We start from the raw sequence: 14,694 nt of genomic DNA, 5'->3' as shown, positions 1-14,694 counted from the left end.
CGATGCTGCATGAATCCATCGATTCCGTGCACGGCTGGTTCGACGGCCTCGGCGTCGGCGGCCAGCTGGCGTGGATCGTCCTGAAGATCCTGCTGATCGCGATGCCGGTGATCATCGCCGTCGCGTTCTACGTCGTGTGGGAGCGCAAGCTGATCGGCTGGATGCACTCGCGCCACGGGCCCATGTACGTGGGCATGGGCGTGTTCCAGGCGTTCGCCGACGTCTTCAAGCTGCTGTTCAAGGAAGTCATCGAGCCGGTCCGCGCCGACAAGGTGCTGTACGTGCTCGCACCGCTGATCGGCCTCGCGCCGGCGTTCGCCGCCTGGGCGGTGGTGCCGTTCGACGCCAAGCTCGTGCTCGCCGACGTCAATGCCGGCCTGCTGTACCTGCTCGCGATGACCTCGCTCGGCGTGTACGGCATCATCCTCGCGGGTTGGGCGTCGAACTCGAAGTACGCCTTCCTCGGCGCGATGCGTTCCGCCGCGCAGGTGGTGTCGTACGAGATCGCGATGGGTTTCGCGCTGGTCGGCGTTTTGATCGCGGCGGGCAGCCTCAACCTGACGCAAATCGTGATGGCGCAGTCGGGCGACGCGGGCCTGTTCGAGTGGTTCATGTGGCCGCTGCTACCGCTGTTCGTCGTCTACTTCGTGTCGGGCGTCGCCGAGACCAATCGCGCGCCGTTCGACGTGGTCGAGGGCGAGTCGGAAATCGTCGCCGGCCACATGGTCGAGTACTCGGGTTCGCAGTTCGCGCTGTTCTTCCTGGCGGAATACGCGAACATGATCCTGGTGAGCTTCCTCACCCCGCTGTTCTTCATGGGCGGCTGGCTGAGCCCCTTCCAGGGCCTGGGCATCCCGTTCCTGTCGGTAGACGGCTGGTGGTGGCTGCTGATCAAGGTCGTGTTCTTCGCCAGCGCCTTCATCTGGTTCCGCGCGTCGTTTCCGCGCTACCGCTACGACCAGATCATGCGTCTGGGCTGGAAGGTCTTCATCCCGCTGACCATCGCCTGGATCTGCGTGACCGCGCTGATGGCCTATTACGGCGTCTTCGAGCCCTTCAAGTGACGGACGCCCGGACCCCATGAACCGAATCACGTCCTACTTCAAGAGCCTGCTGCTCATCGAGCTGCTTGGCGGCCTGTGGCTGACGCTGAAGTACCTCTTCAGGCCGAAGTACACCGTCATGTACCCGATGGAGAAGATCCCGCAGTCGCACCGCTTCCGCGGCATCCATGCGCTGCGCCGGTATCCGAACGGCGAGGAGCGCTGCATCGCGTGCAAGCTGTGCGAGGCGGTGTGTCCCGCGCTGGCGATCACGATCGACTCGGAGAAGCGCTCGGACGGCACGCGCCGCACCACGCGCTACGACATCGACCTGTTCAAGTGCATCTACTGCGGCTTCTGCGAGGAGTCGTGCCCGGTGGACTCGATCGTCGAGACGCACGTGCTCGAGTACCACTTCGACGCGCGCGGCCAGAACGTCGTGACCAAGCCGCAGCTGCTGGCGATCGGTGACCGGCTCGAGGCCGAGCTCGCCGAGCGTCGCCAGCTCGACGCCCGCTTCCGCTGAGGCCGCCATGGACTTCGCGCAGATCGCTTTCCTCATTTTCGCGGCCGCGGCCGTGATCGCGGCCACCGCGGTCATCAGCCTGCGTAACCCCGTGCACGCCGTGCTGTGCCTGGTGCTGACGTTCTTCTCCGTCGCCTGCACGTGGATCGTCGCCGGTGCCGAGTTCCTCGGCATCGCGCTGATCCTCGTCTACGTCGGCGCGGTGATGGTGCTCTTCATGTTCGTCGTGATGATGCTAGACATCGACGTCGGCCCGTTGCGCCGCGGCTTCGCCAAGTACCTCCCGATCGGCCTGATCGTCGCGGTCGTGATGCTGGCCGAGATCGTTACGCTGATCGGCGTGCGCGCCAACATGTCCGTTACGTTCTCGGCCGCCGACCCGGCGGGCGACGTGCCGAACACGGTCTGGCTGGCCCGCACGCTCTTCACCGACTTCCTGCTGCCGTTCGAAGTGGCGGCGGTGATCCTGACGGTCGCGGTCGTTGCCGCGGTCATGCTGACCCTGCGCCATCGGAGCGGCGTCCGGCAGCAGGATCCGTCCTGGCAGTCGAGCGTCCGTGCAGCGGATCGCGTGCGCATGGTGCGCATGGAGCCGGTGCGCCCCGCGGCGACCGGCGATACCACCGGAGGTGAGGCATGAACCTGCTCGCGGAAGGCGGCATCTCGCTCGGCCATTACCTTGCGCTTGGCGCGGTGCTGTTCTGCATCAGCGTCGCCGGCATCTTCCTGAACCGGCGCAACATCATCGTGTTGCTGATGTCCATCGAGCTGATGCTGCTCTCGGTGAACATCAATTTCGTCGGGTTTTCCCGTTATCTCGGCGACGCGTCCGGCCAGGTGTTCGTGTTCTTCATCCTGACCGTCGCGGCGGCCGAGGCCGCCATCGGCCTGGCGATCCTCGTCACGCTGTTCCGCAACCGGCGCACGATCAACGTCGCCGAAGTCGATTCGCTGAAGGGTTGAGCCGATGCCCGGAGTGGAACCCACGTTGTCCAAATCCATCCTCGTCGCGATCGTCCTCGCGCCGCTGATCGGCTCGATCGTCGCCGGCCTGTTCGGCCGACGCATCGGCCGTGCAGGCGCGCATTGGGTAACGATCCTCGGCGTCGCCGCCAGCTGCCTGATGTCGATCAGCGTGCTCTGGCAGCTGGTGGGCGAGGGCACGCCCCCGTTCAACCAGAACCTCTACACCTGGTTCGACATCGGCGGCCTGCAGGCGCACGTCGGCTTCATGGTCGACAAGCTCACCGCGATGATGATGGTGGTGGTCACCTTCGTGTCGCTGCTCGTGCACATCTACACGATCGGCTATATGGAGGAGGATCCGGGCTACCACCGGTTCTTCAGCTACATCTCGCTGTTCACCTTTTCGATGCTCATGCTGGTCATGAGCAACAACTTCCTGCAGCTGTTCTTCGGCTGGGAAGCGGTGGGCTTGGTGTCGTACCTTCTGATCGGCTTCTGGTTCAAGAAGCCGACGGCGGTCTTCGCGAACCTCAAGGCGTTCCTCGTCAACCGCGTCGGCGATTTCGGATTCCTGCTCGGCATCGCGCTGGTGCTGATGATGTTCGGTTCGCTCGACTACGGAACCGTGTTCGCGCGTGCCCCGATCGCCGCCGGTCATACGCTCGGCGAGCTGTTCCGCCATCCCGGCGCCACCACGGGCATGTGGTCCTGGTCGCTGATGACGGTCGCCTGCATCTGCCTGTTTATCGGCGCCATGGGCAAGTCGGCGCAGGTCCCGTTGCACGTCTGGCTACCTGACTCGATGGAAGGCCCGACGCCGATCTCCGCGCTGATCCACGCGGCGACGATGGTGACCGCGGGCATCTTCATGGTCGCGCGCATGTCGCCGCTGTTCGAGATGAGCGAGACGGCACTGCACTTCGTGCTGTTCATCGGCGCGACAACGGCGTTCTTCACCGGCCTTATCGGCATGGTGCAGAACGACATCAAGCGCGTCGTGGCGTACTCGACCCTGTCGCAGCTGGGTTACATGACCGTCGCGCTGGGCGTGTCGGCCTATTCCGCTGCGGTGTTCCATCTGATGACGCACGCCTTCTTCAAGGCGCTGCTGTTCCTGGCCGCCGGTAGCGTGATCATCGGCATGCACCACGAGCAGGACATGCGGAAGATGGGCGGCCTGCGCAGGTACATGCCGGTCACCTACTGGACGAGCCTGATCGGCACGCTGGCGCTGGTGGCGACGCCGTTCTTCAGCGGCTTCTACTCGAAGGACATGATCATCGAGGCCGCGAAGCTATCGACGGAACGAACGGGCGCGAACTGGATCAACAGCTACGCGTACTGGGCCGTGCTGCTCGGTGCGTTCGTCACGTCGTTCTACAGCTTCCGCCTGCTGTACCTGACGTTCCACGGCCGCGAGCGCTTCCGCGACGCCGCGCCATCGGATCCGCACCATAACGTCGACGCACACGCCGATGGCGCGCAGACGCTGCACGAGCCGCTCGCCGACGATGGTCACGGCCATCACGACGATCACGGACATCACGGCGCGCACGAGCCGCACGAGTCGCCATGGGTGGTGACGGTGCCACTCATCCTGCTGGCGATCCCGTCGATCCTCGTCGGCTTCTTCACCGCAGGCCCGATGCTGTTCGGCACCGACTGGTCGGGTCACGTGAAGCAGTGGCCGTTCTTCCTCGGAGCGATCGACCTGCAGGCTGCGCGCGACACGATGGCGCAGATCGGCGCCGAGCACTGGCACACCCCGTGGGAACTCGCACTGCACGGCTTCATGACTCCGGCGTTCTGGCTCGCCTTCGGCGGCTTCGCGCTCGCGACCATCATGTACCTGTGGAAGCCGGAACTCGCCACGCGCGCCCGCCGCATCTTCGCGCTGCCGGTGCGCGTGCTCGAGGAGAAGTACGGCTTCGACAAGCTGTGGATCGAGGGCTTCGCCGGCGGTGGCATTGGCCTCGGTCGCGTCTCCCGTGCGTTCGACAGCGCCGTGATCGACGGCGTCATCGTCAACGGCAGCGCCCGCGTCGTCGACGTCGTCGCCCGCATGACCCGTCGCCTGCAGTCGGGTTACCTCTACCACTACGCGTTCGCGATGATCGTCGGCCTGATCGTTCTCCTGGCCTTCGTCATCCGCGGCTGGCACTGATTAGGACCGCATCGTGAGCCCCGAGCCCTTGAACGGGACCTTTCCCCTGCTGAGCCTCCTGATCTGGCTTCCGATCCTCGCCGGCGTGATCACGCTCGCGTTCGGAAACGCACGCCCCAACGCCGCCCGCTGGTTCGCGGTGCTGAGTTCGGTCGTCGTGCTGCTGCTGACGATTCCGCTGTTCACCGGATTCGACTTCGCGAACCCGGGCATGCAGTTCGAAGAAGCGCGCGTCTGGATCGCGGCCTACGACATCCAGTACCACGTCGGCGCCGACGGCATCTCGGCGGCGCTGATCGCGCTCACGACGTTCACCTCGGTGCTGGTGCTGATCGGTGCCTGGGGTTCGGTGAACGAGCGCGTCAGCCAGTACTACGCAGCCTTCCTGATCCTCGAGGGCCTGATGGTCGGCGTGTTCGCCGCGCTGGACTCGATGCTGTTCTATGTCTTCTTCGAAGGCATGCTGATCCCGATGTTCCTGATCATCGGCGTGTGGGGCGGCCCGCGTCGCATCTACGCCTCGATCAAGTTCTTCCTGTACACGTTCCTCGGCTCGCTGTTCATGCTGGTCGGGCTGATCTACCTGTACCTGAAGGGCGGCAGCTGGCAGCTGGCGGACATGTATGCGCTGCAGCTGACCATGCAGGAGCAGACCTGGCTGTTCTTTGCCTTCTTCATCGCCTTCGCGGTGAAGGTGCCGATGTTCCCGGTCCACACCTGGCTGCCGGACGCGCACGTCGAGGCACCGACCGCAGGCTCGGTGGTGCTGGCCGCGATCATGCTGAAGATCGGTGGCTACGGCTTCCTGCGCTTCAACCTGCCGATCGTCCCGGACGCCAGCGCCGAGTGGGCTTGGCTCGTGATCGCGCTGAGCGTGATCGCGGTGATCTACGTCGGCCTGGTCGCTCTCGTGCAGGACGACATGAAGAAGCTGATCGCGTACTCCTCGATCTCGCACATGGGCTTCGTCACCATCGGTACGTTCATCGCGCTGGGCCTCGTGCGCGACGCCGGTAATTTCACCGGCGCCGAGCTCGGCCTGCAGGGCGCGATGGTGCAGATGGTCAGTCACGGCTTCGTGTCGGGTGCGATGTTCACCTGCGTCGGCGTGCTCTACGACCGCATGCACAGCCGCATGATCCGCGACTACGGCGGCGTGGCGAACGTGATGCCGTGGTTCGCGGCTTTCATGGTGCTGTTCGCGATGGCGAACTCCGGCCTGCCGGGTACGTCGGGCTTCGTCGGCGAGTTCATGGTCATCATCGCCAGCTTCCAGAAGCACCCGCTGCTGGCCTTCGGCGCCGCGTTCACGCTGATCATCGGCGCGGCCTACACGTTGTGGCTGGTCAAGCGAGTGGTCTGGGGCGAGGTCGGCAACGCGCGCGTCGCCGAACTCACCGACATCAACAAGCGCGAAGGCTTCGTGCTGGGGGCGTTCGCGGTCGGCGTCCTCGTGCTCGGCATCTGGCCGAAGCCGTTGACCGACCTGATGCAGCCCTCGATCGCGCAGCTCGCCAAGCAGATCGAATCGTCCAAGCTGTCACAGCAGTAAGCCGACGGAATACCGCCGCCCATGATCGCCCCGATGCCCACCGCCGCCGACCTGATGCCGCTCCTGCCGGAGTTGGTGCTCATCGGTGCCGCCTTCTTCCTGCTGATGCTCGATCTGTTCCTGGACGAGAGCCGCAGGATCGTTACGCATGCCCTCGCGGTCGTCGCGATGGTCGTCACCGGCCTGCTCATCGCGGCCGGCGTGGGCGGGCAGGGCACCGTGCTGGGCGGGATGTTCATCCGCGACACGGCCGCGGACGTCCTCAAGGTCGCGGTGCTCGGCACTTCCGCGTTGTCGATGCTCTACCTGTGGCCGTTCCTGCGCGCGCGCGATCTCTACCGCGGCGAGATCGCCGTTCTGGTGATGTTCGCCACCGCCGGCATGATGCTTCTGGTTTCGGCCGGCAGCCTGGTCATGATCTATCTGGGCCTCGAGCTGCTGGCGCTGTGCTCCTACGCGCTGGTCGCGATCGACCGCGACAACGCGTTGTCCTCGGAGTCGGCGATCAAGTACTTCGTGCTGGGTTCGTTGGCGTCCGGCCTGCTGCTCTATGGCATGTCACTGGTCTACGGCGCGACCGGCTCGCTGGATCTCGCGCGCATCGCCGAGGCCGTGTCGGCGGGCGGCGAGTCGGGGACGACCGCGACGATGCTGCTGACGGGCGTCGTGTTCATGCTCGCCGGCGTGGCATTCAAGTTTGGTGGCGCGCCGTTCCACATGTGGCTGCCCGACGTCTACACCGGCGCGCCGACGCCGATCACGCAGTTCGTCGGCTCCGCGCCGAAGCTGGCGTCGTTCGGCATGGCCTACCGACTGTTCGAGGTCGGAGCGGGTGGCCTCGACGACCGCTGGCGCCTGCTGTTCGCGGTGATCGCCGTGGCCTCGCTCGCGGTCGGCAACCTGGCCGCGATGGTGCAGAGCAACTTCAAGCGCATGCTCGCGTACTCGACCGTCTCGCACGTCGGCTTCCTGTTCATGGGCATCGCCGGCGGTGGCGAGCAGGGCTTCGCCGCGGCGATGTTCTACGCGATCAGCTACGCGATCATGTCGGTCGCGGCCTTCGGCGCGATCGTCGTCATGGCCTCGCGCGGCTTCGAGGCGGACCGCATCGACGACTATCGCGGCCTGAACGCCCGCAGCCCGTGGATGGCCGGCTTCATCCTGTGCGTGATGGCCTCGCTGGCCGGCCTGCCGCCATTCCTCGGCTTCTGGGCCAAGCTCGCGGTGCTTCGTGCAGCGCTGGACGGCGGCATGCTGTGGCTGGCGATCGTCGGCGTGGTCTTCGCGGTGGTCGGCGCGTTCTATTACCTGCGCGTGGTCAAGGCGATGTACTTCGACAAGGCCGACGGCGAGGTCCATGCGATCGTCGCCAGCCGCCCGCTGCGCACGGTATTCGCGGTGAACGCGTTGGGTCTGCTGGCTCTCGGCATCGCCTGGAACCCGATCATGGCCTGGTGCCAGCGCGCCTTCGCCTGACTTTATTTCGAACGAAGGTGGAATTGGCGCAATTCAGGCTTGCGCGAATTCCGTGATGAACATACAATTCTCCTCCTGATGCGGGGTGGAGCAGTCTGGCAGCTCGTCGGGCTCATAACCCGAAGGTCGCAGGTTCAAATCCTGCCCCCGCTACCAGCTTCGGGTTCTTCGATTTCTGGGGAACCGATGCTTGGGCTCGACGGTCGCGGCTCCACGCGACCGACCGACATCCAGCAGTACCGGACAAGGGGCCCAATGGGCCCCTTGTTGTTTTCGGACGCGGCGAATCGTCGCCCGGAGGTAAGCGAATGGCGGACAAAGCCACCCAGATCACCGGCCTTCTCACGCCGACCGTCGACGCCCTGGGGCTCGAGCTGGTCGGTGTGGAGTACCTGCCCGCGCCGGGCAGCGCCGTGCTGCGCCTTTACATCGACGTGACGGAAGCGGCCGCGGCCGACGGCCGCATGGTCACGATCGAGGACTGCGAGTCCGTGAGCCGCGAAGTTTCGGCGCTGCTCGACGTCGAGGATCCGATCAGCAGCAACTACACGCTCGAGGTGTCCTCGCCCGGCGTGGACCGACCGCTCTTCACCGCCGCGCAGTTCGCGCGATTCGCGGGCGAGGAGGCGAAGGTCACGCTGAAGCTGCCGCAGGAAGGCCGTCGACGCCTGCAGGGGCGCATCGTCGCCGTCGAGGACGAGACCGTGCGCTTCGACGTCGAGGGCCTCGGTGGCCAGCGGCAGGCGATCGACGTCGCCGTGGGCAACATCGAGAAGGCGCGCCTGGTGCCCGACTGGGTCGCCCTGGGCTACGCGCCGAGCAAGGAATCGAAGGGCCGTGGCGGTAAGGCCGCCAAGGCACCGAAGAAGCAAGCCAACCCTAAGCCGGCGGCCGAGGGGCCGACCGAGGCGGAGTAATCGAGATGAGCAAGGAACTTCTGATGGTCGTGGACGCGGTCGCCAACGAGAAGGGCGTCCCGCGCGACGTCATTTTCGAGGCGATCGAGGCGGCGCTCGCGTCTGCCGCGAAGAAGCGCTACCACGACGAGGACGTGCTGGTGCGCGTCTCGATCGACCGCAAGGACGGAAGCTACGAAACCTTCCGCCGCATGGAAGTGGTGGCCGACGACGTCGTCATGGAATCGCCGGATCGCCAGATCCGCCTGATGGACGCGATCGACGAGGTCGAGGGCGTGGAGGTCGGGGACTTCATCGAGGAGCAGGTCGAGAACGCCGAGTTCGGCCGCATCGCCGCGCAGGCCGCCAAGCAGGTCATCGTGCAGAAGGTGCGCGAGGCCGAGCGCCAGCAGGTCATCGACGCGTGGAAGGATCGCGTCGGCGAGCTCATCACGGGCATCGTCAAGCGCGTGGAGCGCGGCAACATCTACGTCGACCTGGGCGGCAACGCCGAGGCCATCATCCCGAAGGACAAGGGCATTCCGCGCGACGTGCTGCGTACCGGCGACCGCGTTCGCGGCTACCTGTACGACGTGCGCCCGGAGCCGCGCGGCCCGCAGATCTTCATCAGCCGCGCCGCCCCCGAATTCATGATGGAGCTGTTCAAGCTCGAGGTGCCGGAAGTCGGCCAGGGCCTGGTGACGATCCGCGCCTGCGCCCGCGATCCGGGCGACCGCGCGAAGATCGCGGTGCTCGCGCACGACAACCGCACGGATCCGATCGGCGCCTGCATCGGCATGCGCGGCTCGCGCGTGCAGGCCGTGAGCAACGAGCTCAACGGCGAGCGCGTCGACATCATCCTGTGGTCGGACAACCCGGCGCAGTTCGTGATCAACGCGATGGCGCCGGCGGAAGTGCAGTCGATCGTCGTCGACGAGGACAAGCATTCGATGGACCTCGCGGTCGCCGAGGAGCGCTTGGCGCAGGCGATCGGTAAGGGCGGCCAGAACGTGCGCCTCGCCAGTCGCCTGACCGGCTGGCAGCTCAACGTCATGACCGCCGACCAAGTGCAGGCCAAGAGCGAGGCCGAGCAGGCCGCGTCGCGCCAGCTGTTCCAGGACAAGCTGGAGGTCGACGAGGAGATCGCCGGCATCCTCGTGTCGGAAGGCTTCAACACGGTCGAGGAGATCGCCTACGTGCCGGTCGGCGAGCTGCTCGCGATCGAGGGCTTCGACGAGGACATCGTCGAGGAACTGCGCTCGCGCGCCCGCGACTCGCTGCTCAACGATGCGCTCGCCGAGGAAGAGTCACTGGAGGGCCAGATGCCGTCCGACGACTTGCTGGCGCTCGACGGCATGGACGAGGCGACCGCGCATGCGCTGGCGGCCAATGGCATCCGCACCAGCGAGGATCTCTCCGAGCTCGGCGCGGACGAGGTGGTCGAGTTCGGCATCGAGGGCATGGACGAGGAGCGGGCCGCCCAGCTCATCCTCGCCGCCCGTGCCGAGGAGATCGCCCGCCTCGAGCGCGGCGAGTAATCCGGCGCCGACGCCGCCGGCTAAGGCCGGTGGCCGGTCGAGGCCGCCACGGGGCGCTTTCCCGGCCCGCGCTAGAATTCAACGGATCGGTCCGGCCTCGCGCCGGGTCACCAGCACACGGAAACCGAATGTCGCAGCAAACCACCATCCGCAAGCTCGCCGAGCTGGTCAATACGCCGGTCGAAAAGCTGCTTGAGCAGCTGGCGGAAGCCGGCATGAAGTTCAGCGGCCCCGACCAGGTCGTTACCAGCATCGAGAAAGTGAAGCTGCTCGGCTTCCTGAAGCGCGCGCACGGCAAGAGCGAGGCCGCGGCCGCCGAGGTCGACGCGCCGAAGAAGATCACGCTCAACCGCAGCCGCAAGCAGGAAATCACCGTCGGCGGCGGCAAGGCCAAGCAGACGGTCGATGTCGTCGTGCGCAAGAAGGTCACGCTGCTGCGCGATGCGAGCGGTGCGCCGATCAGCGAGGACGACGAGCGCGCCGAGATCCTGCGCAGGCTCGAGGAGTCGCGCCAGCGCAACCTCGACGAGCAGCAGCGTCTCGCCGAATCCGACCGTCGCCGCGCCGAGGAAATCGAGCGCGCACGGCAGGAAGCGGCCGAGGCGGAGCGTGCGCGGCTGGAGGCCGAAGCGGCCGCGAAGGCTGCCGCCGAGCCCGAAGTCGAGGCCCGCAAGCCCGCGCACGGTCACGGCCGACCGGCACCGCGCGCGGCCGAGCCGGCGCGTGCGCCCGCGCACGACGCCAAGCACAAAACCCGCGGCTCGCACGCGATGGTCGCCGGTCCGGAAGACGACGACCGCACCAGCCGCTTCGCCGGCCAGATGCACCTCAGCGCCGCCGACCGCGCGCGCCGCGGCGCGGGTGGCCGTGGCAAGCCGAGCGGCAAGCCGCAACGTCGCCAGCTCGACCAGTCCCGCACCGGCTCGGGCTTCCAGCGCCCGACCGCGCCGGTCAAGCGCGAGGTCGCCATCGGCGAGACGATCACCGTCGCCGACCTGGCGCAGAAGCTCGCGCTGAAGGGCGGCGACGTCGTCAAGGCGCTCTTCAAGATGGGCGTGATGGCGACCATCAACCAGACCATCGACCACGACACCGCGGTGCTCGTGACCGAGGAGCTGGGCCATACCGCGGTGCGCGCGTCCGAGAACTCCGCCGAGGAGCTGCTGATCGCGCACGTCGAGGAGGCGCAGGGCGAGAAGGTCGCGCGTCCGCCGGTCGTCACGATCATGGGTCACGTCGACCACGGCAAGACCTCGCTGCTCGACTACATCCGTCGAACAAAGGTCGCGTCGGGCGAAGCCGGCGGCATCACGCAGCACATCGGCGCGTACCACGTCGAAACGCCGAAGGGCGTCATCAGCTTCCTCGATACCCCGGGCCACGCCGCGTTTTCGGCGATGCGTGCCCGCGGTGCGAAGTTGACCGACATCGTGGTGCTGGTGGTCGCGGCCGACGACGGCGTAATGCCGCAGACGGCCGAGGCGATCCAGCACGCGAAGGCGGCCGGCGTTCCGCTGGTGGTCGCGATCAACAAGATCGACAAGTCCGACGCCGATCCGTCGCGCGTCAAGAACGAGCTGCTCGCGCACGACGTCGTGGCCGAGGAATTCGGCGGCGACACGCAGATGGTCGAGCTGTCGGCCAAGACCGGCCAGGGCGTCGACGAACTGCTCGAGTCGCTGGGCCTGCAGGCCGAGGTGCTCGAGCTGCGCGCGGTGCCGACCGGTCGTGCGACCGGCGTGGTCATCGAGTCGTCGCTCGACCGTGGCCGTGGCCCGGTCGCGACCGTGCTCGTGCAATCGGGTCAACTCGAGAAGGGCGACTACGTCGTCTGCGGCGTGCAGTACGGCCGCGTCCGAGCGTTGTTCGACGAGAACGGCCAGCAGGTGCAGTCGGCGGGTCCGTCCATCCCGGTGCAGGTGCTCGGCCTGTCGGGCGTGCCGGATGCCGGCGACGACCTCGTGGTCGTCGAGGACGAGCGCCTCGCCAAGGACGTCGCCCAGCAGCGTGACGCCAAGCGTCGCGAATCGCGTCTCGTCGCCCAGGGCGGGAACCGCATGGAGGACATCCTGGCCCAGATGGGCGAGGGTGCAGGCCAGCTCACGCTCAACCTCGTCGTCAAGGCGGACGTGCAGGGCTCGGTGCAGGCGCTTCGCGATGCACTGACCGGCCTGTCCAACGACCAGATCCGCATCAACGTGATCGGCTCGGGCGTGGGCGGCATCACCGAGTCGGATGCCCAGCTCGCGGCAACGTCGAAGGCCACGATCATCGGCTTCAACGTGCGCGCCGATGCCACGGCACGCAAGGTCATCGAGAACCAGGGCGTGGACCTGCGCTACTTCTCGATCATCTACGACGTCATCGATCAGGTGAAGCAAATCGCGTCGGGCGTGCTCGGCGTGGAGATCCGCGAGGAGATCATCGGTACGGCCGAGGTGCGCGACGTGTTCCGCTCGTCGAAGTTCGGCGCGGTCGCGGGCTGCATGGTCGTCGAGGGCGTCATCCGTCGCGGCAAGCCGATCCGCGTCCTGCGCCAGCAAACGGTCATCTTCGAAGGCGAGCTGGAGTCGCTGCGCCGCTTCAAGGAGAACGTCGACGAAGTGCGCAACGGCACCGAGTGCGGCATCGGCGTCAAGGCGTACAACGACGTCAAGGCCGGCGACCAGATCGAGTGCTTCGAGCGCATCGAAGTGCAGCGCACGCTCTGATGCCGTCCAAGAGCTTCCACCGTACCGACCGCGTTTCCGCCCAGCTCCGCCGGGAGCTGGGCACGCTGGTCCACGAGGCCGTGCGCGAGCTCGGCCTGCCGTCGGTCAGCGTGTCGGACGTCGAGGTCACCCGCGACATGGCGCATGCGAAGGTTTTCGTGACCGCGCTGCAGCCCGAGCGTGCGGACGAGGCGCTCAAGGGCCTGAAGGAAGCGGCCAAGCAGATCCGTTACGGGCTGGCGCGCGCGATGAAACTGCGGCACGTGCCGGAGCTTCACTTCCACTACGACGCCTCGTTCGACCGTGGTGAGCGCATCGAACAACTCCTCCAGGCCAATCCGCGCCTGGAGGACGACGCGGAAGGCGACGCCTCCGATCGCGACGCCTGAGTCCGTCGCGTGAAGGGCAAGACGCGTTTCCGCCGACTCGACGGCATCCTGCTGCTCGACAAGCCGTCGGGCATGAGCTCGAACCAGGCGCTGCAACGCGTCCGCCATCTGTTCCGCGCGGAGAAGGCCGGCCACACCGGCAGCCTCGATCCGTTGGCGACCGGCCTTCTGCCGGTCTGCTTCGGAGAGGCGACCAAGATCGCGGGCCTGCTGCTCGGATCGCGAAAGGCCTACGAAACGGTCGCCACGCTGGGCGCCACCACGGATACCGACGATGCCGACGGCGTCGTGCTGCGCGAGCGGCCGGTCCCCGTGCTGGAGAACGCGGCGATCGAGGCCGCGCTCGTGCCCTTCCACGGCCGCATCCGGCAGCGCGCGCCGATCTATTCCGCGCTGAAGCAGGGCGGCGAGCCGCTCTACGCGATGGCGCGCCGTGGCCAGACGGTGGAAGCGCCGGAGCGCGACGTCGAGGTCGATGCGTTCCGCCTGGTCGAGCGGGGCGACGGCTGGCTGCGACTGCACGTCGAATGTGGATCCGGTACGTACGTACGCAGTCTCGTGCGCGATCTCGGCGAAGCGCTGGGTTGCGGCGCGCACGTGGCGTCGCTGCGGCGGCTGTGGGTCGAGCCGTTTCGGCAACCCGCGATGCTGACGCTCGAGGCGCTGCAGCAGCAGGCGGACCAGGGCGTCGACCTCGATGCGCACCTGCTGCCGATCGACGCGGGCCTCAGCCGCTTCCACCGCGTCGTACTCGATGCCGACAGCGCGCGGCGCTTCGGGTACGGGCAGTCGCTGGCCTTCGATGCTGTCTCGTCCACGGCGATCGGCAGCGACACCCCGGGCGGCGGCTCCAGCGCGGCGAGCCATGGCGCCAGCGACCTGAGCGTGGTCGTCGGTCCGGGCGGGACGCTTCTCGGCCTCGCTTCGCGTGAAGGCGATCGCCTGCGCCCGCAGCGGCTTTTCAGCTGGGCCTCGACGACTGCCGCTTAGCGGCGCGGCGGGGTTTCGCCTTGTTGGGCCGGACCCCGGGGCTTACAATACGCGCGCCTTCGGGCACCCCTTCTCATCTACCGACGGACCATGCGGTGCGCCGGCCCGGAAATTTCCGTTGCCGACCGCGTCTGCAGGATCCGCGTCTCAAGGAAAAAAGATGTCCATCGATACCTCCAAGGTCATCAGCGAACACGCGCGTGGCACCAACGACACGGGTTCGCCGGAAGTGCAGGTCGCCCTGCTCACCGCCCGCATCGAGCAGCTGACCGAGCACTTCAAGATCCACAAGCAGGATCACCACAGCCGTCGTGGCCTGCTGCAGATGGTGAACCGCCGTCGCAGCCTCCTCGACTACCTGAAGCGCAAAGACGTCGAGCGCTACAAGGCCCTGATCGAGAAGCTCGGTCTGCGCCGCTAAGAGATATACCCGCCGCGGCGCA

The 14,694-nt window shown here is 66.8% G+C and carries 13 protein-coding genes and 1 tRNA gene; all 14 read left to right on the top strand.

All coding sequences use genetic code 11. The annotated features are described in order from the left end of the window. The first annotated feature begins 2 nt into the window (after positions 1–2). On the top strand, positions 3–1,064 hold the full coding sequence (gene nuoH / locus IE066_RS05225; protein WP_189447469.1) for an NADH-quinone oxidoreductase subunit NuoH: 1,062 nt from the start codon (positions 3–5) through the stop codon (positions 1,062–1,064). A gap of 16 nt (positions 1,065–1,080) precedes the next feature. Further along, complete coding sequence (gene nuoI, locus IE066_RS05220; RefSeq protein WP_189447467.1) at positions 1,081–1,569, top strand: NADH-quinone oxidoreductase subunit NuoI; 489 nt, start codon at positions 1,081–1,083, stop codon at positions 1,567–1,569. 7 nt (positions 1,570–1,576) lie between these two features. Then, positions 1,577–2,209 carry an NADH-quinone oxidoreductase subunit J gene (locus IE066_RS05215; RefSeq protein ID WP_189447464.1) on the top strand — a complete coding sequence of 211 codons (633 nt, stop codon included), beginning with the start codon at positions 1,577–1,579 and terminating at the stop codon, positions 2,207–2,209. Continuing rightward, positions 2,206–2,532: an NADH-quinone oxidoreductase subunit NuoK gene (gene nuoK / locus IE066_RS05210; RefSeq protein WP_189447463.1), complete on the top strand. Its 327-nt coding sequence runs from the start codon at positions 2,206–2,208 to the stop codon at positions 2,530–2,532. The genes IE066_RS05215 and nuoK overlap by 4 nt, the downstream gene beginning before the upstream one ends. Positions 2,533–2,545: 13 nt before the next feature. Next, on the top strand, positions 2,546–4,699 hold the full coding sequence (gene nuoL / locus IE066_RS05205) for an NADH-quinone oxidoreductase subunit L (RefSeq protein ID WP_189447460.1): 2,154 nt from the start codon (positions 2,546–2,548) through the stop codon (positions 4,697–4,699). A gap of 28 nt (positions 4,700–4,727) precedes the next feature. Then, positions 4,728–6,251, top strand: a complete 1,524-nt coding sequence (locus tag IE066_RS05200; protein WP_189448834.1) for an NADH-quinone oxidoreductase subunit M — start codon at positions 4,728–4,730, stop codon at positions 6,249–6,251. 9 nt (positions 6,252–6,260) lie between these two features. Then, entirely contained in the window at positions 6,261–7,727 is a 1,467-nt protein-coding gene (nuoN, locus tag IE066_RS05195; RefSeq protein ID WP_189448832.1) for an NADH-quinone oxidoreductase subunit NuoN, read from the top strand. 79 nt (positions 7,728–7,806) lie between these two features. Further along, positions 7,807–7,883 (top strand) — tRNA-Met (locus tag IE066_RS05190). 152 nt (positions 7,884–8,035) lie between these two features. Further along, positions 8,036–8,644, top strand: a complete 609-nt coding sequence (rimP, locus tag IE066_RS05185; protein ID WP_189447458.1) for a ribosome maturation factor RimP — start codon at positions 8,036–8,038, stop codon at positions 8,642–8,644. Positions 8,645–8,649: 5 nt separating this feature from the next. Continuing rightward, positions 8,650–10,161, top strand: coding sequence for a transcription termination factor NusA (nusA, locus tag IE066_RS05180; RefSeq protein ID WP_189447456.1), 1,512 nt, complete (start codon positions 8,650–8,652; stop codon positions 10,159–10,161). Between the two features lie 128 nt (positions 10,162–10,289). Continuing rightward, positions 10,290–12,872: a translation initiation factor IF-2 gene (gene infB, locus IE066_RS05175; protein ID WP_189447454.1), complete on the top strand. Its 2,583-nt coding sequence runs from the start codon at positions 10,290–10,292 to the stop codon at positions 12,870–12,872. Then, complete coding sequence (gene rbfA / locus IE066_RS05170; protein WP_189447452.1) at positions 12,872–13,261, top strand: 30S ribosome-binding factor RbfA; 390 nt, start codon at positions 12,872–12,874, stop codon at positions 13,259–13,261. The genes infB and rbfA overlap by 1 nt, the downstream gene beginning before the upstream one ends. 72 nt (positions 13,262–13,333) lie before the next feature. Continuing rightward, on the top strand, positions 13,334–14,251 hold the full coding sequence (gene truB / locus IE066_RS05165) for a tRNA pseudouridine(55) synthase TruB (protein ID WP_425488919.1): 918 nt from the start codon (positions 13,334–13,336) through the stop codon (positions 14,249–14,251). Between the two features lie 160 nt (positions 14,252–14,411). After that, entirely contained in the window at positions 14,412–14,672 is a 261-nt protein-coding gene (gene rpsO / locus IE066_RS05160; protein WP_189447447.1) for a 30S ribosomal protein S15, read from the top strand. Positions 14,673–14,694 lie beyond the last annotated feature (22 nt).

The sequence above is a fragment of the Cognatilysobacter xinjiangensis genome, from assembly GCF_014651995.1.
Lineage (GTDB): Bacteria > Pseudomonadota > Gammaproteobacteria > Xanthomonadales > Xanthomonadaceae > Cognatilysobacter > Cognatilysobacter xinjiangensis.
This window is presented reverse-complemented; position numbering and strand designations above follow the sequence as displayed.